Below are 16,502 nucleotides of genomic sequence, written 5' to 3'. Positions count from 1 at the left end.
CTCAGGCCTCCAGGCGGGCACGTACCGCCGCCTCAATCTCTGCAATCTTGAACGGCTTACCGGTCACCTTGTTCAGGCCCTCGGCCGGTACCAGGAATTCGCTGCGCAACAAAGTGACCAGTTGTCCGTCGTTCATCTCCGGAACCAGGATCTGTTCGAAACCGGACAGCAGCTCGCCCAGGTTCTCCGCCAGCGGCCAGATGTGCCGCAGGTGCAGATGAGCGACCGGCAGGCCCTCCTGACGCAGGTTGTCGACCGCGCGGCTGATCGGCCCGTAGGTCGATCCCCAGCCGACCAGCACCAGGCGGTCGTCGCTGCCGCCCTGCTCAAAGGCCTGGGCCGGGATGTCCTTGGCGATGCCCAGAACCTTGTCGCGGCGCAGGTTGGTCATGCGCTGGTGATTCTCGGCGTCATAGGAGATGTTGCCGCTGTCGCTGGCCTTTTCGATACCGCCGATCCGGTGTTCCAGCCCCGGCGTGCCCGGTACCGCCCAGGCACGGGCCAGGGTTTCCAGGTCGCGCTTGAAGGGATGGAAGCCTTCGGCATTGGTTTCGAAGGTCACCGGAAAGCGCGGCAGAGTCTCGGCATCGGGCACGGCCCAAGGCTCGGCGGCATTGGCGATGTACCCGTCGCTCAACAGGATGACGGGGGTCATGTACTTGGTCGCAAGACGCACGGCCTCGATCGCAACATCGAAACAGTCGGCCGGCGAACGGGCCGCCAATACCACCAGCGGCGAGTCGCCGTTGCGCCCGAAAACCGACTGATAGAGATCCGACTGTTCCGTCTTGGTCGGCATGCCCGTCGATGGTCCGGCACGCTGGGAATTGACGATGACCAGCGGCAGTTCGGCCGAGATCGCCAGGCCAATCGCTTCGGTCTTCAAGGCAACGCCCGGCCCGGAGCTGGAGGTGACGCCGACCCCGCCGGCATAGGACGCCCCGATGGCCGCGCAGACCGCTGCGATCTCGTCTTCCGCCTGAAAGGTCACGACGCCGTGGTTCTTCAGCCCGGCGAGTGTATGGAGCAGTGAAGACGCGGGGGTGATCGGATAGGAACAGAACACCAGCTTCAGGTCGGCGCCGCTGGCGCCGGCCACCAAGCCCCAGGACAAAGCCTCCGCCCCGGTGATGTTGCGGTAGAGGCCCGGCGCGATCTTCGCTGCGGGGATGGAGAAAGCGGCCAGGTCCTCGCCCATCTCCGCCGTCTCGCCAAAAGCATGACCCGCGTTGAGCGCGGCAATATTGGCCGTGGCGATTTCCGGCCGCTTGGCGAATTTGCTGGTCAACCAGTCCTGCGTCGGCTTCCGCTCGCGCCCGAACATCCAATAGACCAGCCCCAGCGCCCACATGTTCTTGCAGCGCAGCGCCTCTTTCTTGGTGAGGCCGGAATCCTTCAGGGCATCCTGGGTCATCTGCGACATGTCGACTTCAACGATCCGGTAATCGTCGAGGCTGCCGTCCTCCCGCGGGTCCTGCTGATAGCCGGCCTTGGTGAAGTTGCGCTCGTTGAAGGAGCCGGAATCGAGGATCAGCAGGCCACCGGATTTCAATTCCGGCAGATCGACCTTCAAGGCCGCCGGGTTCATCGCCACCAGCACGTCGAGGGCATCACCGGAGGTCTTGATGACCCGGGCGCCGAAATTGATCTGGAAGGCCGATACGCCGAAAGTCGTGCCGACCGGGGCGCGGATCTCGGCGGGGAAGTCCGGGAAGGTCGCAAGGTCGTTGCCGGCCAGCGCCGTCGACAGCGTAAACTGACTGCCGGTCAGCTGCATCCCGTCGCCCGAATCACCGGCGAAGCGCACCACCGCCGAGTCCAAAACCCGGCGGCCTGAGGGCTCAACCTTAAGAGCCGTCGAACCTTCCATTCCCAAGACCTTTCACTTGATCAGGGCAGCGCCCCTGACAGCTCTGCCAACCCGGCGTGAATATGGCCCTGAGGCCCAGGTTTGCCAACGCCTTGTTCAAAAAACATCATAATCAACCGTGAAATTTAAAAAATCACAATTTTTGTATGTGTATACCTCAATCCGAGCGCTGGCGGGGCGCCGGCCCGGCACCGTCCAGCACCGCCAGCATTTCCGCGATGCGGATCAGTTTCTTGCGCGGCATGCCGGGTTCCGCCGCCTCCACCTCTGCCGCCTCGATCACCTTCCAGCCGTCATAACTGATCCAGTTGACACCGCGCTGATCCAGCAGGTCTTCCAGTGCCGGACGCCCGGTCTTCCGGGCCAGGGACGCCTTGGCCCCAGAACCTCCACCGGCGTCGGCGAGATCCGCTTCGATATGAGTGGCAATCTCTTCCGCATCGGGTTTGTTGGTGCCGATCACCCCGGTAGGGCCGCGCCTGGCCCAGCCGACCACGTAGAGCCCCCTGTCCACCCGCCCATGGCGGTTGGTCACGACCCCTTTGCTCTGGTCGAAGGGCAGACCTTCCAGCGGCTGGGCCTTGGTACCGATCGCGGCCACGACCGCACCGCAGGGCAGGTCGAAGGTCTCGCCGGTCCCGACCGCGTGACCGTCCTCGACCCGGGTCTTCTCCAGCCGAAGGGCTTCGACCCGGCTGCCACCCAGTACTTCGACCGGCCGGTTGAAAAATCTGAAATGGACGCGCTTGCTTTTGCCAGCCGCATCAAGCCCGGCAAAGCTACGCAAGGTGTCGAGGTTCTTGGCCTGGAGCCGTTGCTCCCGCTCGTCGGCATCGGCTGCCGGCCCGTCCGGTATCTGGCCGGGGTCGACCAGCGGCAGACAGTCTTCCAGCCGCGCCATCTCACGCAGTTCGACATTAGTGAACTTGGATTCCAGCGGCCCGCGCCGGCCGATGAGATGGACATCGCGAACCGGCGCCGAATGGAGCACGGCGCCGGCGTAGTCCGGAAGGTCCGTGGTCGCCATCTCCGCCGGGGTCTTCACCAGAACCCTTGCGATATCCAGCGCGACGTTGCCGTTGCCGATAATGGCGACGCTTTCGGTGTTCAGGTCCGGCGCCAAGTCACGGTGGTCGGGATGACCGTTGTACCAGCCGACGAAGGTGGCCGAGCCGTAGACCCCCGCTTTGTCGCCGCCGGGAATCTTCAGCTCCCGGTCCAGCGGCGCACCAATGGCGACCACCACGGCATCGTAGAGGCCCCGCAATTCTTCAAGTCCGATGTCGCGTCCGACCTCGACGTTGCCGAAGTAGCCGACCGCCTCGTCCTGGGCGGTACGCTCATAGCTGCGCGCGACGCGCTTTGTCGATTGGTGATCCGGCGCGACGCCGAAACGAATCAGACCAAAAGGGGTCGGCAGACCCTCGATGAGGTCGATCCGAAAATCCAGACTGGATCGCCGCAAGGCCTCCGCGGTGTAGAACCCGCTCGGCCCGGCGCCGATAATCGCCACGCTAAATGGCATGACATCCCCGAGAACGGCGCATCCAAGCTTCCCTTAGGTATGCGATCCTTCCATTGCATCAACGGCTTGGCAAGCCGCATAAGCCGCCGCGGCCTTTCGGCCTAGGACAGCAATCCTGGCCAAGAGACCGCTGTCGAGGGTTACCCGCCGCCTGATCGCCGGAATCCCTCCGCGACAGCTTGTGTCGCAAACCGGGAAAACCAACACAACCCTTTGACTTCACTCCCCTTTCTCCGATGTCGCGTTTCAGACACGATTTGTCGCCGAAGGCGAAGCCGACCAAGGCCCGCAACAGCCACAAATGTTGTGAGGGGCTGCAAAGCCCTCGCGCTCTTGCCAAGAGGATTTGAGTATGGCGGACGAAGACGATCTCGACCTGAACAGCCTTGACGACGAAGAACTCGTCAAGCAGATGCACGACGACCTCTATGACGGCCTCAAGGAGGAAATCGAGGAAGCCGTGCACATCCTGCTCGGCCGCGGTTGGCAACCCTACAGGGTGCTGACGGAGGCCCTGGTCGAAGGCATGCGTATCGTCGGCATCGACTTCCGCGACGGCATTCTTTTCGTGCCCGAGGTGCTGCTGGCCGCCAACGCGATGAAGGGCGGCATGTTCATCCTGCGTCCGCTGCTTGCCGAGACCGGTGCCCCGAAGCTCGGCACCATGGTGATCGGCACGGTAAAGGGCGACATCCACGACATCGGCAAGAACCTAGTGTCGATGATGATGGAGGGCGCCGGTTTCGACGTCATCGACCTGGGCATCAACAACCCGGTGGAGAACTATCTGGCCGCCCTGGAAGAGCACAAGCCCGACATCCTGGGCATGTCCGCCCTGCTGACCACGACCATGCCCTACATGAAGGTCGTCATCGACACCATGAAGGAAAAGGGCATTCGCGACGACTATGTGGTGCTGGTCGGCGGCGCCCCGCTGAACGAGGCCTTTGCCGAAGCCGTCGGCGCCGATGCCTACTGCCGTGACGCGGCGGTGGCCGTGGAAACGGCCAAGGAGTTCATGAAACGCCGTCACAACCAGTCACAGGGCGTCGCCTAAGCGCCCGGGGCGCCCGGCGGGAGGGTCCAGCAATGACCGCGCTCCAGACGACAGACCTCCAAACGACCGACCTCCATTGCCCGGAACGCACCCTGCTGATCGCCTGCGGGGCCCTGGCCCGCGAGTTGGTGGAACTGGTCAAGGTGAATGCCTGGCGCCATCTAACGATCAGTTGCCTGCCGGCATCCTGGCACAACACGCCGCACAAGATCCCCGAAGCAATCCGCGAGCGCATCCAAAAGGCGCGCGCGAACTACGATCGCATCTTCGTGCTTTACGGCGACTGCGGCACCGGCGGAGAGCTGGACCGGGTGCTTGAGGCAGAGGGCGTGGAGCGGATCGAGGGTCCGCACTGCTACTCCTTCTTCGCCGGCAATCAGACCTTTGATGAACTGGCGGAGGCGGAGATCGGAACCTTCTATCTCACCGACTATCTCGCCCGCCATTTCGAGCGGCTGATCATTCAGGGTCTCGGGCTGGACCGCCACCCTGAACTGCAGGATCTCTATTTCGGGAACTATACGAAGTTGATTTATCTGGCCCAGACGGAAAACGCCGACCTGCAGGCGCACGCGGAACAGGCTGCCGCGCGCCTGGGTCTGTCCTACGAGTACCGTTTCACCGGCTACGGCGAGATGGCGCGCTTTCTGGAGCGGAAGGTGGACCTGCCGGAGGAGCCCTCGTCATGGCTCAGCTGACCATTGTCTACTGGCGCGATATCCCCGCCCAGGTCATCGTCAAGGCGGGACGCAAAAACGCCAAGATCCAGTTGACCGAGCGCTTCGAGAAAGCCATCGACCGCGCCGCCATGCGCGCCAAGCTGCACGGCAGCGATGCTTATCTTGAGGAATGGCGCCGCGGCACCCCCGAGGACTGCGGTGATGACCTGGAGGCTGAGGCCGCCGCTGCAGCCAGCCGCCTGGAAGACGACTACAACGACTCCCGCCTGGCCGAACTGGTGGCCGCCGGCGGCCTTGAAACGGTATGATCGGTTAAGAAGGAAGCTTGGGATGTTTGCCGTGAGCAACGCCGATACGGTGGATAGCGCCACCGAAGAAACCCGCCGGCAGATCATCGATCTGATGCAGGACTTCACCATTGAGACGACGCCGGGCTCGGCCGCCAAGATTCCCGACTACCGCGATCATCTGCGCCCCGGCGCCCGCGTCGCCGTGACCTTCCTGCCCGGCTCGGACTTTGCCGACACCCTTGCGACGGCCAAGCGCCTGAAGGAAGAAGGCCTGGAGCCGATGCCCCACTTTGCGGCCCGCTCCATCCCCAGCCTTGCCGATCTGGAAGACTACCTGAAAGCCCTGAAGGAAGCGGTCGATCTGAAGCATGTCGTTGCGCTTGCCGGCGCCGTCGACCAGCCGCTCGGCCCCTTCCAAAGCTCCATGGACATCCTAGAGACCGGCCTCTTCGACAAGTACGGTGTCGAGACCATCGGCGTCGCCGGACACCCCGAGGGCAGCCCCGATATCGGCCCCGCCGCGCTGCAGGATGCGCTTGCCTGGAAGAACGACTTCGCCGCGCGCAGCGATGCGCAGCTCTACATCGCCACCCAATTCTGCTTCGAGGCCGCACCGCTCATCGCCTGGGACAAAGCGATCCGCGAAGCCGGCAACAGCCTGCCGATCCACATCGGCGTGCCCGGCCTCGCCACCATCAAGACCTTGATCAATCACGCCAAGGCCTGCGGTGTCGGGCCCTCGATGCGCTTCCTGACCCGTCAGGCCCGCAATGTGGCGAAGCTGATGACGGTGAACGCGCCGGACAAGCTGCTGCTCGATCTGGCGCGCTATAAGGCGCTGGATCCCGACTGCGGCATCACCCGGGTGCATATGTATCCGCTCGGCGGCCTGCGCCGCTCCGCCGCCTGGAGCTACGCCGTGGCCGACGGCCACTTCGATCTGAAGCCGAAGGAAAAGGGCTTCAACGTCACCCTGCATATCGAATAGCCGGCGGGGAATAGCCGGCAGGCAGCGCCAGAGTTTCGCGGCACAAAGGGCGCGCCGAAGGCCGATCTAGCGCGAATCGGCCAGTCCCCGTCGCCTCTGCGTCAGCCCGGCGCGGCGGAAAAAGCGCTAATCGCGCCTGAGTTTCGGAAATCCACCAAGGATTCGCGGGCACAAGCGGCAAACCGACCCGGCAGCGAACCGACCCGGGTGAACAGGAGTAAGGGAATTATGGCACAGACGGTTGTAAGCTCGGCAACCAAGGAAGTGGTGATCGGTTTCGATCAGCCCTTCCGGATCATCGGTGAGCGCATCAATCCCACCGGCCGCAAGCTGCTGGCCGCGGAAATGGCCGCCGGCGATTTCAGCCGGGTGGAAGCGGACTGCCTGGCCCAGGTCGCCGCCGGTGCCCACATGCTGGACGTGAATGCCGGCATCCCTCTGGCCGACGAGCCGGCGATCCTGGCCGAGACCATCAAGCTGGTGCAGTCCCTCACCGACCTGCCGCTCTCCATCGACTCCTCCATCGTCGAGGCGCTGGAGGCAGGCCTCAGCGTCTATCAGGGCAAGGCCCTGGTGAACTCGGTGACCGGCGAAGACGAGCAGATGGAGCGTGTGCTCCCGCTGGTGAAAAAGCACGGCGCCGCCGTGGTCGCGATCTCCAATGACGAGACCGGCATCTCCGAGGACCCCGAGGTGCGCTACGCCGTTGCCAAGAAGATCGTCGAGCGCGCCGCCGATTACGGCATTCCCGCCGCCGACGTGGTGGTCGACCCCCTGGTCATGCCGATCGGCGCCATGGGCACGGCCGGGCGGCAGGCCTTCGCCATCGTGCGCAAGCTGCGTGAGGAGCTCGGCGTCAACACGACCTGCGGCGCCTCCAACATTTCCTTCGGCCTGCCGAACCGACACGCTATGAATGCTGTCTTCCTGGCCATGGCGGCCGGCGCGGGCATGACCTCGGCGATCATGAATCCGCTGCATCAGGAAGAGTTGACGGGTATCATGGCCGCTGACGTTCTGAACGGCTACGACAAGGACTGCCGTGCCTGGATCAAGAAGTTCCGCGAGCCCGCCGCCGATGGCGCCGGCGGAGAAGCAGCCGGCCGGCGCGGCGAGCGGCGGCGGCGCAGAGGCTAGATCGTTTTCGACTTGCGTCGAAGCGGTTCCAGCCCTCTCTCCCTCCCGGCCACCCACCAGGATAATCGCATTGGGTGGCCGGGAGGGAGAGAGGGCCGGTGCCGCCTGAACATGAAAGACTTCAAGCCACCGGAAACCAATTCGCCGGGAACAGGACGCCCGTGATTGAGAAAGCCCTCGTGGTCTTCACACCTTCCGGAAAGCGAGGCCGCTTTCCGGTAGGAACCCCTGTGCTGAAGGCGGCACAGAGCCTGGGCGTTGATATCGACTCCGTCTGTGGCGGGCGCGGTCTCTGCGGGCGCTGCCAGGTGACCGTCGGCAGCGGCGAATTCGCCAAGCACGGCATCACCAGCCGCGCGGATCACGTCTCCGGCCGGCGTGCCACCGAAGAACGCTATGCCGAGAAGAAGGGCATGGCCGAGGGGCGCCGCCTCTCCTGTCAGACCGCGCTTCTGAAGGACGTCGTGATCGACGTCCCCGCCAGCAGCCAGGTTCACAAGCAGGTCGTCCGCAAACGCGCCGAGGTGCGCGACATCGAGCTCGATCCGGCAATCCGCCTGCATTACGTCGTGGTGCAGGAACCGGACATGCATAACCCCAGCGGAGACCTGGAGCGCCTGCTCGCGGCGCTGGAGGATCAATGGGGATTGACGGGGCTCGAGGCCGATCTGCGTATTCTGCAAAGCCTTCAGCAGTCGCTGCGCGCCGGCAACTGGCAGGTTACCGTCGCGGTTCACCGCGGGCAGGTGATCACGGCGATCTGGCCGGGCTTCAACGACCGGCCCTTCGGCCTGGCAGTGGACATCGGCTCCACCACCGTGGCCGCCCATCTCTGCAATCTCTCGACAGGAGAGGTGGTCGCCTCCTCCGGCCTGATGAACCCCCAGATCCGCTTCGGCGAAGACCTGATGAGCCGGGTCTCCTACGTCATGATGAACCCGGGCGGCGATCAGGAGATGACAGAGGCGGTCCGCCAGGCCATCAATGAGCTGGCCGAGGCGGTCTGCGAAGAGGCCGGCATCGAGCGGGAAGAGATTCTCAACGCCACCTTTGTCGGCAACCCGGTGATGCACCATCTGCTGCTGGGCATCGACCCGACGGAACTGGGCGGCGCGCCCTTTGCGCTGGCCGCCAACTCCGGCATCACCCTCTGGGCCAGCCAGCTCGACCTGCGCTTTCATCCCGATGCGCGGGCCTATGTGCTGCCCTGTATCGCCGGCCATGTCGGCGCCGATACCGCCGGTGTCATTCTTTCCGAATCTCCGCACCTCACCGAGAAGATGACGCTGGTCGTCGACGTCGGCACCAATGCGGAAATCGTCCTCGGCAACCGAGACCGCCTGCTGGCCTGTTCCTCCCCCACCGGCCCTGCCTTCGAGGGCGCCCAGATTTCCTGCGGTCAGCGCGCCGCGCCAGGCGCCATCGAGCGCGTGCGGATCGACCCGGAAACCCTGGGGCCGCGCTTCAAGGTGATCGGCAGCGACCTCTGGTCCGATGAGGAAGGCTTTGCCGAAGAGACCGCCAAGAGCGGCGTTACCGGTATCTGCGGTTCCGGCATCATCGAGGTGCTGGCCGAGATGTTCCTGGCCGGCATCCTGGCCGGCGACGGCACCATCGACGGCGCCATGGCCGCGCGCAGCCCGCGCATTCAGCCGGACGGGCGCACCTTTTCCTACCTCGTGCACGACGGCACGCCGGAAATCCGGATCGTCCAGAACGACGTGCGGGCCATCCAGCTCGGCAAGGCCGCCCTCTATGCCGGGATCCGCCTGCTCATGGACCGGCTGGGCGTCGAACAGGTCGAGCAGATCATGCTGGCGGGCGCCTTCGGCAGCCACATCGACACCAAGTATGCCATGGTCCTGGGGATGATCCCCGACTGCCCGCTGGAAAACGTCTATTCCGCCGGCAACGCCGCCGGCACCGGCGCCCGCATCGCGCTGTTGAACCAGAAGGCACGCGACGAGATCGAAGAGGTCATACGCCAGGTGGAGAAGATCGAGACCGCAGTGGAGCCGAATTTTCAGGCCCACTTCGTCGAGGCCATGGGCCTGCCCCACTCCACAGCCGCCTTCCCAAATCTCTCGGCGGCCGTCACCCTGCCGGAGAAAGCCGCCCCCAAGGCCGCAAACGATGCCGGGAGCGGCCGGGGCCGGCGGCGGCGACGCCCCGCCTAGCTCTATTCCCTAAGAGGCCTGAGAGACTCTATTCGGCGACGCGGCTCTGGTCTTCATCGGGCTGGAGCGGCAGGCCGCGCTCCTTGCGCGGCGTGCGGCCGAAGAAGTCGCGATAGCACTTGGAAAAGTGGGAAGCGGATACAAAGCCGCAGGCCAGAGCCACATCAATGACCGACATATTGGTCTGCAACAATAGCAGGCGCGCCTTGTTCAGACGCAGCTCCAGGTAGTAGCGCGCCGGTGAGCGATTCAGGTATTTGCGGAACAACCGCTCCAACTGGCGGGTCGAAAGATCGGCTTCCCGCGCCAGCTCACTGCGGGTCAGCGGCTCCTCCAGGTTCTGTTCCATGAGGGCGATCACGGAAAGCAGCTTGGGGTGACGCACGCCAAGGCGCGCCGGCAGCGAAATGCGCTGGCGGTCGTGATGGTCGCGAATGCGCTCGTGCATGAACTGGTCGGCAACGCTGGCCGCCAGTTCATAACCGTGCTGGCGGGCGATGACGTTCAGCATCATGTCGATGACCGCCGTACCGCCGGAACAGGTGAAGCGGTTGCGGTCGATCTCGAAGAGTTCGGTGGTCACCTCGATGTCGGGGAACTCCTCGCAGAAACCTGCCAGATTCTCCCAATGAATGGTGCAGCGGTAGCCGTCCAGCAGCCCGGCGCTGGCGAGAATATAACTGCCGGTGCAAATCGCCCCGATATCGGCGCCGCGCCGGTCGACCTTGCGCAGCCAGCCCTGCAGGCCTTTGTCCTGATGCAGGTGGACGTCCAGGCCGCCGCAGACCACCACCGTGCCGCATTCCTCCGCCGCTGAAAGGTCCCCCGCCACGTCAAGCGTCAGACCGTTGGACGCCGTGACCGGGGCGCCGTCGCTTGACACCAGGATTCGCTTGTAAAGCTCCTGGCCGCTCAGCCGGTTGGCCAGCCGGAAGGACTCGACCATCCCGGTGAAGGGCAGAAAGGAAAAGCGCGGCACCAGAACAAGAGCGATCTTCTGGGGCACTTCTCTGGGGACGTTACCGAACATCGAGCGACGTAAATCCTATGCCTCAAGGGCCGGGCTCTCTGCGGGGCCCTGACCCAGTACTTTGACCGGGTACTTTGACGGGGCCCTTTGACCCGTTAGTTGACGGGCGACTTTGGCATATAAGCAGGTGTCGCGAACAGATAATTTTGCGCCGGGGAAGGGCGAGCCGCAAGGGGGCCAATCGAGTGCCCTGGCGCCTTGCCGAAGCGTCTGAAATGTCGGCTTTGCCCAGGCTTTCATTGCGGCTTTCATTGCGGCTTTCGTTGCCAAGGCGGGTGGCGAATGCGAGCATGGTTAAGGGATAAAAAGCCCGGCCGGGCAGCGGCCGAAACGGGAACGAAGCAGTCAGGGAAGCCAGCCGCGTATGACCTCGCGCTATTCACTATTCAGCCTCCTGCGCAATGCCCTCTCCTATCATGAGAACTGGCAGCAGGCCTGGCAGAACAAAGAGCCCAAGCAGCGCTACGATGTCGTCATCGTCGGTGGCGGCGGGCATGGGCTGGCGACCGCCTATTATCTTGCCAAGAACCACGGCATCACAAATGTCGCCGTGGTGGAGCGTGGCTGGCTGGGCGGCGGCAACACCGGGCGCAACACCACCATCGTCCGCTCCAATTATCTCTGGGACCAGTCGGCGGCACTCTACGAGCACGCCCTGAAGCTCTGGGAGGGCATGTCCCAGGACCTCAACTACAACGTCATGTTCTCCCAGCGCGGGGTCCTGAACCTTGCCCACAATCAGCATGACCTGCGGGAGGTTTCGCGGCGCATCAACGCCAACCGCCTGAACGGTGTTGATTCGGAGTTCCTGACCCCGGCCCAGGTGCAGGAGATGGTGCCGATCATGGATCTGCGGGCCGGCGGCCGCTACCCGGTGCTGGGCGCCAGCCTGCAGCGCCGCGGCGGCACCGCGCGCCACGACGCCGTGGCCTGGGGCTATGCCCGCGCCGCCGACGCCCTGGGTGTCGACATCATCCAGGAGTGCCCAGTGAACGGCTTCCGCATCGAAGGCGGCCGCATCACCGGGGTGGAGACCGGCAAGGGCCTGATCGAGGCCGACAAAGTGGGTATCGTCACCGCCGGACACTCCAGCGTCATGGCCGAAATGGCCGGCTTCCGCCTGCCCGTCCAGTCCCTGCCGCTGCAGGCGCTGGTGTCGGAACCGGTGAAGCCGATCATCGACACGGTGGTCATGTCCGGCGCCGTCCATGCCTACGTCAGCCAATCGGACAAAGGTGAACTGGTGATCGGCGCCGGCGTCGACAGCTACATCGGCTACGGCCAGCGCGGCAGCCTGCCGGTCACCGAGGAAACCCTGGCCGCGATCTGCGAGCTCTTCCCCCTCTTCCGGCGCATGCGCATGCTGCGCCAATGGGGTGGCATCGTCGACGTCTGCCCGGACGCCAGCCCGATCCTCTCCAAGACCCCGGTCGACGGGCTTTACTTCAACTGCGGCTGGGGCACCGGGGGCTTCAAGGCGACGCCCGGTTCAGGTTGGGTTTTTGCCCATACCATCGCCCAAGACGCCCCCCACGAACTGAATACGGCTTTCAGTCTCGACCGCTTCCGCAGCGGCTTCCTGATCGACGAACACGGCGCCGCCGCCGTGGCGCACTAGGGGACCTTGATACGATGCTCGTGATTACCTGCCCCTACTGCGGACCGCGCTGCGAGAGCGAGTTCTCCAACGGTGGTGAAGCCCATATCGAACGGCCCAAGGACCCGGAAAGCCTCAGCGATGCCGAATGGGCAGAGTTCGTTTTTCTGCGCGACAATCCCAAAGGTTTGCTGTTGGAGCGCTGGAACCACGCTCAAGGCTGCCGCCGCTGGTTCAACGTTGCGCGGGATACGGTGACCTACGAGATCCTGGCCGTCTACCCCATGGGCTCGCCGCCACCGGCGCTCGCCCCCAAGCGCTACGTCTGAGGAGGCACAGACTTTGTCCGGACGCATGCGCCTTCCCCACGGCGGCCAGATCGACCACGAAAAGCCGCTGAGTTTCACCTTCAACGGCAAGACCTACACAGGGCTGGCCGGCGACACCCTGGCCTCGGCCCTGCTGGCCAACGGCGTGCACCTGGTCGGCCGCAGCTTCAAATATCACCGCCCGCGCGGCATCGTCACCGCCGGGCCGGAAGAACCCAATGCCCTGGTCCAGGTCGGCGAGGACCCGCGCACCGATCCCAACATGAAGGCCACCCAGCTTGAGCTGGTCGAAGGCCTCAGCGCCCGCTCCCAGAACGCCTGGCCCTCGGTCGAGTTCGATATCGGCGCCGTGAACACCCTGGCGGCCCGCGCGATCCCGGCGGGCTTCTACTACAAGACCTTCATGTGGCCGGCCAGCGCCTGGAAGACCTACGAGCATGTCATCCGCCGAGCCGCGGGTTTGGGCACATCGCCCCAGCAGCGCGATCCGGACCGCTACGACAAGACCTATGCCCACTGCGACGTCCTGGTGGTCGGCGCCGGCCCGGCCGGTCTCGCCGCGGCCCTTGCCGCCGGACGCAGCGGCGCCCGGGTGGTGCTGGTCGAACAGGATCACCTGCTGGGCGGCGCGCTGCTGAACGCCGGTGAAGAGATGATCGATGGTGTGCCGGCGCTCGACTGGGTGCGCTCGGCGGAAACCGAACTCGCTCAGATGCCGAACCTGCGGGTCCTGCGGCGCACGGTGGCCTATGGCGCCTTCGACCATGGCTTCTACGGCCTGATGGAAAACGTCACCGATCACCTGGCCGAGGCTCCGGACCATCTGCCGCGGCACCGCCTCTGGAAGCTGCGTGCCGCCAAGGCCGTGTTCTGCTGCGGCGCCATAGAGCGCCCGCTGGTTTTCGCCGACAACGACCGCCCGGGCGTCATGACCGCCTCTTCGGTACAGAGTTACATCAACCGCTATGCGCTGAAGCCCGGCAAGCGGGCTGTGGTCTTCACCAACAACGACAGCGGCTACGGCGCGGCGCTGGATATGACGGCGGCAGGAATCGAAGTCGCTGCCGTGATCGATCTGCGGGCGGCCCCCGGCGGCCCGCTGACCGAGCGCGCCGAAGCCGCCGGCCTGCGCATCCTCGCCGATCACGCCATCATCGGCACCGCCGGCAAAAAGCGCGTGACCAAGGTGCGGGTGGCAGAGTTGAGCGCCGAAGGCGATGCCGTGGTCGGCACCGCCGAGGAAATCGATTGCGACCTCGTGGCCGTTTCCGGCGGCTGGAACCCGACCGTCCACCTCTTCTGCCATGCCAAGGGCAGCCTCGAATGGGACGAAGACCATGCCTGCTTCGTACCCGGCAAGGCGATGCAGGCGGGCCAGCAGGTCGCCGGTTCCGCCAACGGTGTTTTTGGGCTCGCCACCTGCCTGGCCGAAGGCGCGGAAACCGGAGCAGCCGCCGCGGCGGAGGCCGGTTTCGAACCCGGCGCAGCCGTGACGGCCGAGAGCGATGACCGCGACTTCCTGCCCGGGCGCTGGATGTGGCTGGTGCCTTCCGACAAACCATTGGGCCAGAAGGCAAAGCACTTCGTCGACCAGCAGAACGACGTGACCGCGGCCGATCTGAAGCTGGCCCTGCGCGAGGGTTATGTCTCGATCGAGCACGTAAAGCGCTACACCACGACCGGCATGGCGACCGACCAAGGCAAGCTGGGCAATGTGAACGCCATCGGCATTGTGGCCGAGGCGTTTGGCCGCCCGCTGCCGGAGGTCGGGGTCACGACGTTCCGCCCGCCCTTCACGCCGGTCAGCTTCGGCATCTTCGCCGGACGCGACGTCGACGACCTGCTCGACCCGCTCCGCCGCACCCCGATGCATGCCTGGCATGAGCGCAACGGCGCCCTCTTCGAAGATGTCGGGCAGTGGCGCCGGCCCTGGTATTACCCGCAGTTCGGCGAAGACATGCACCAGGCGGTGAACCGAGAGGTGAAGGCGGTACGGGAATCGCTGGGCGTTCTCGATGCCTCGACCCTCGGCAAGATTGACATTCAGGGGCCCGATGCGGCCGAGTTCCTGAACCGCGTCTACACCAACGCCTGGAAAAAACTAGACATCGGCAAGGCGCGCTACGGCCTGATGCTGGGCGAAGACGGCATGGTGATGGACGACGGCGTCACCACGCGCCTTGGCGAGAACCACTTCCTGATGACGACCACGACCGGCAATGCGGCGCCGGTACTGGCGCATCTTGAGGACTATCTGCAGACCGAGTGGCCCGACCTGCAGGTCTACCTGACCTCGGTGACCGAGCAGTTCGCCACCATCACCCTTTCCGGCCCCAACGCCCGGACCCTGATGGCAGAACTGAGCGACGCCGAACTGTCGCCCAACGCGCTACCGCATATGGGCTACACCGCCGCCAAGGTGGCCGGGGTGCCGGCGCGGATCTTCCGGATCTCCTTTACCGGCGAGCTGTCCTACGAGATCAACGTGCCCGCCTCCTTCGGCATGGCGGTCTGGCAGACCGTGATGACCGCGGGCGAACGCTACGGCATCACCCCCTACGGCACCGAAGCCATGCATGTGCTGCGCGCCGAAAAGGGCTACATCATCGTCGGCCAGGAAACCGACGGATCGGTCACTCCGCTCGACCTCGACATGGGCTGGGCGGTCTCCAAGACCAAGGACTTCATCGGCAAGCGCTCCCTCACCCGCGCCGACATGCAGAAGCCGGACCGCAAGCAGCTGGTCGGCATCCTGACCCAGGACCCCAAGGAGGTGCTTCCGGAGGGCGCACAACTGGTGGAAGGGGTCCTGCCGCAACCGCCGATGCCGATGCTGGGGCACGTGACCTCCAGCTACTACAGCCCCAACTGCGGCCGCTCAATCGCCATGGCCCTCATAAAGGGCGGCCTGGCCCGCAAGGGCGAGACGCTCTATGCCCCGCTGGAAGGCGGCAAAACCGTGGCCTGCGTCGTGTCGGAAAGCCCGGTGTTCTTCGATCCGGAAGGAAAGCGGCTCAATGGTTGAGAGTTATCTTCGGCAGAGCGCCCTTGCCCACCTGGGCCTTGAAGCCCAGCGTGCCCGCGACGAAGCGGCAGCGGCGGTCAGACTTCATGAGAAAGTTCTGCCGGCGGCGGTGAACCTGCGGGGTGACGGAGACGACCCGGCATTTCTTGAAGCCGTCGCCCAGGCGCTCGGCCTCACCCTGCCGCTCGCCCCCAACACCACAGCAAGCAATGCGGAAGTGGCGATCCTCTGGCTCGGCCCCAATGAATGGCTGGTGATCCAGGACGACGCGGCGCCCGATGCGGAGAGTCACCTGGCGACCCGGCTGCGCAACGCCCCCGGCGACTTCCACAGCGCCGTCACCGAGGTCGGCGAGAGCCTGGTCTGTATCCACCTTGCCGGCCCCCGCGCCGCCGACGTGATCGCCAAGGGCTGCCCGCTCGACCTGCACCCCAGTGTTTTCGGCGGCGCCGGCCGCTGTGCCCAGAGCCACCTTTCGAAAACCGCCATCACCCTGCACCAGGTGAGTGACGAAGAGAACGGCGGACCGGCTTTCGATCTCTACACCCGCCGCTCCTTCGCCGACTATCTCTGGCGTTGGCTCAGCGACGCTGCGCGGGAATACAACAAAGCCTAAAGGGCGCAACCGCGGGAACGATCTGCGGCACGCTTTGCGCTGGCGATTTTGACCGAGCGCAAAGACCGGTCGTCGTATTCGTGATCCCATCGGCTTTGGTGACGGTGACTTCGGTTCTCATCCGCGCACAGGTCCAAGGCCTTTGCTTTCACGTAGAGCATAGCCTCGCTGTCGTGATTTT

At 64.8% G+C, this 16,502-nt stretch carries 13 protein-coding genes; 10 read left to right on the top strand and 3 right to left on the bottom strand.

The window, feature by feature from the left end; genetic code table 11:
• Position 1: 1 nt before the first annotated feature.
• Complete coding sequence (locus ACP146_RS07270) at positions 2–1,870, bottom strand: 2-oxoacid:acceptor oxidoreductase subunit alpha (protein ID WP_422366104.1); 1,869 nt, start codon at positions 1,868–1,870, stop codon at positions 2–4.
• 157 nt (positions 1,871–2,027) lie between these two features.
• Entirely contained in the window at positions 2,028–3,395 is a 1,368-nt protein-coding gene (locus tag ACP146_RS07265; RefSeq protein WP_422366103.1) for an FAD-dependent oxidoreductase, read from the bottom strand.
• A 352-nt stretch (positions 3,396–3,747) separates the two neighbouring features.
• Here ACP146_RS07265 and ACP146_RS07260 point away from each other — a divergent pair, with 352 nt between their 5' ends.
• The 6 genes from ACP146_RS07260 to ACP146_RS07235 all read left to right on the top strand — a co-directional run bounded on the left by ACP146_RS07260 (position 3,748) and on the right by ACP146_RS07235 (position 9,724).
• On the top strand, positions 3,748–4,452 hold the full coding sequence (locus ACP146_RS07260; RefSeq protein WP_422366102.1) for a corrinoid protein: 705 nt from the start codon (positions 3,748–3,750) through the stop codon (positions 4,450–4,452).
• 32 nt (positions 4,453–4,484) lie between these two features.
• Positions 4,485–5,150, top strand: coding sequence for a DUF1638 domain-containing protein (locus tag ACP146_RS07255; protein WP_422366101.1), 666 nt, complete (start codon positions 4,485–4,487; stop codon positions 5,148–5,150).
• Positions 5,138–5,440, top strand: a complete 303-nt coding sequence (locus tag ACP146_RS07250; protein ID WP_422366100.1) for a virulence factor — start codon at positions 5,138–5,140, stop codon at positions 5,438–5,440. The genes ACP146_RS07255 and ACP146_RS07250 overlap by 13 nt, the downstream gene beginning before the upstream one ends.
• A 22-nt stretch (positions 5,441–5,462) precedes the next feature.
• Positions 5,463–6,410 (top strand): methylenetetrahydrofolate reductase, encoded by a 948-nt coding sequence (locus ACP146_RS07245; protein WP_422366099.1) that lies wholly within the window; start codon positions 5,463–5,465, stop codon positions 6,408–6,410.
• Between the two features lie 228 nt (positions 6,411–6,638).
• Positions 6,639–7,547, top strand: a complete 909-nt coding sequence (locus tag ACP146_RS07240) for a methyltetrahydrofolate cobalamin methyltransferase (protein ID WP_422366098.1) — start codon at positions 6,639–6,641, stop codon at positions 7,545–7,547.
• A 161-nt stretch (positions 7,548–7,708) separates the two neighbouring features.
• The gene (locus tag ACP146_RS07235; protein ID WP_422366097.1) at positions 7,709–9,724 is read left to right on the top strand and encodes an ASKHA domain-containing protein; all 2,016 of its coding nucleotides are present in this window, start codon (positions 7,709–7,711) and stop codon (positions 9,722–9,724) included.
• A gap of 28 nt (positions 9,725–9,752) precedes the next feature.
• Here ACP146_RS07235 and ACP146_RS07230 read toward each other — a convergent pair whose 3' ends face one another.
• Positions 9,753–10,754, bottom strand: coding sequence for a GlxA family transcriptional regulator (locus ACP146_RS07230; RefSeq protein ID WP_422366096.1), 1,002 nt, complete (start codon positions 10,752–10,754; stop codon positions 9,753–9,755).
• A 364-nt stretch (positions 10,755–11,118) separates the two neighbouring features.
• Between ACP146_RS07230 and ACP146_RS07225 the strand changes: the two genes are divergently transcribed.
• From ACP146_RS07225 to ACP146_RS07210, 4 genes are read left to right on the top strand one after another with little or no spacing between them, the layout of a single operon-like run.
• Complete coding sequence (locus tag ACP146_RS07225; protein WP_422366095.1) at positions 11,119–12,372, top strand: sarcosine oxidase subunit beta family protein; 1,254 nt, start codon at positions 11,119–11,121, stop codon at positions 12,370–12,372.
• A 14-nt stretch (positions 12,373–12,386) separates the two neighbouring features.
• Positions 12,387–12,680, top strand: a complete 294-nt coding sequence (locus ACP146_RS07220; protein WP_422366094.1) for a sarcosine oxidase subunit delta — start codon at positions 12,387–12,389, stop codon at positions 12,678–12,680.
• Positions 12,681–12,693: 13 nt separating this feature from the next.
• Positions 12,694–15,705, top strand: a complete 3,012-nt coding sequence (locus ACP146_RS07215) for a sarcosine oxidase subunit alpha family protein (RefSeq protein WP_422366093.1) — start codon at positions 12,694–12,696, stop codon at positions 15,703–15,705.
• Entirely contained in the window at positions 15,698–16,321 is a 624-nt protein-coding gene (locus ACP146_RS07210) for a sarcosine oxidase subunit gamma (protein ID WP_422366092.1), read from the top strand. Before ACP146_RS07215 ends, ACP146_RS07210 begins: the two co-directional genes overlap by 8 nt.
• Positions 16,322–16,502: the final 181 nt, after the last annotated feature.

Origin of the sequence: Pelagibius sp. (assembly GCF_965249265.1) — a bacterium.
Taxonomy (GTDB): domain Bacteria; phylum Pseudomonadota; class Alphaproteobacteria; order Kiloniellales; family Kiloniellaceae; genus Pelagibius.
This window is presented reverse-complemented; position numbering and strand designations above follow the sequence as displayed.

Coding starts and splice junctions, on each gene's coding strand:
- ACP146_RS07270 (WP_422366104.1), bottom strand. CDS start 1,870: ATGGAAGGTTCGACGGCTCTTAAGGTTGAGCCCTCAGGCCGCCGGGTT.
- ACP146_RS07265 (WP_422366103.1), bottom strand. CDS start 3,395: ATGCCATTTAGCGTGGCGATTATCGGCGCCGGGCCGAGCGGGTTCTAC.
- ACP146_RS07260 (WP_422366102.1), top strand. CDS start 3,748: ATGGCGGACGAAGACGATCTCGACCTGAACAGCCTTGACGACGAAGAA.
- ACP146_RS07255 (WP_422366101.1), top strand. CDS start 4,485: ATGACCGCGCTCCAGACGACAGACCTCCAAACGACCGACCTCCATTGC.
- ACP146_RS07250 (WP_422366100.1), top strand. CDS start 5,138: ATGGCTCAGCTGACCATTGTCTACTGGCGCGATATCCCCGCCCAGGTC.
- ACP146_RS07245 (WP_422366099.1), top strand. CDS start 5,463: ATGTTTGCCGTGAGCAACGCCGATACGGTGGATAGCGCCACCGAAGAA.
- ACP146_RS07240 (WP_422366098.1), top strand. CDS start 6,639: ATGGCACAGACGGTTGTAAGCTCGGCAACCAAGGAAGTGGTGATCGGT.
- ACP146_RS07230 (WP_422366096.1), bottom strand. CDS start 10,754: ATGTTCGGTAACGTCCCCAGAGAAGTGCCCCAGAAGATCGCTCTTGTT.
- ACP146_RS07225 (WP_422366095.1), top strand. CDS start 11,119: ATGACCTCGCGCTATTCACTATTCAGCCTCCTGCGCAATGCCCTCTCC.
- ACP146_RS07220 (WP_422366094.1), top strand. CDS start 12,387: ATGCTCGTGATTACCTGCCCCTACTGCGGACCGCGCTGCGAGAGCGAG.
- ACP146_RS07210 (WP_422366092.1), top strand. CDS start 15,698: ATGGTTGAGAGTTATCTTCGGCAGAGCGCCCTTGCCCACCTGGGCCTT.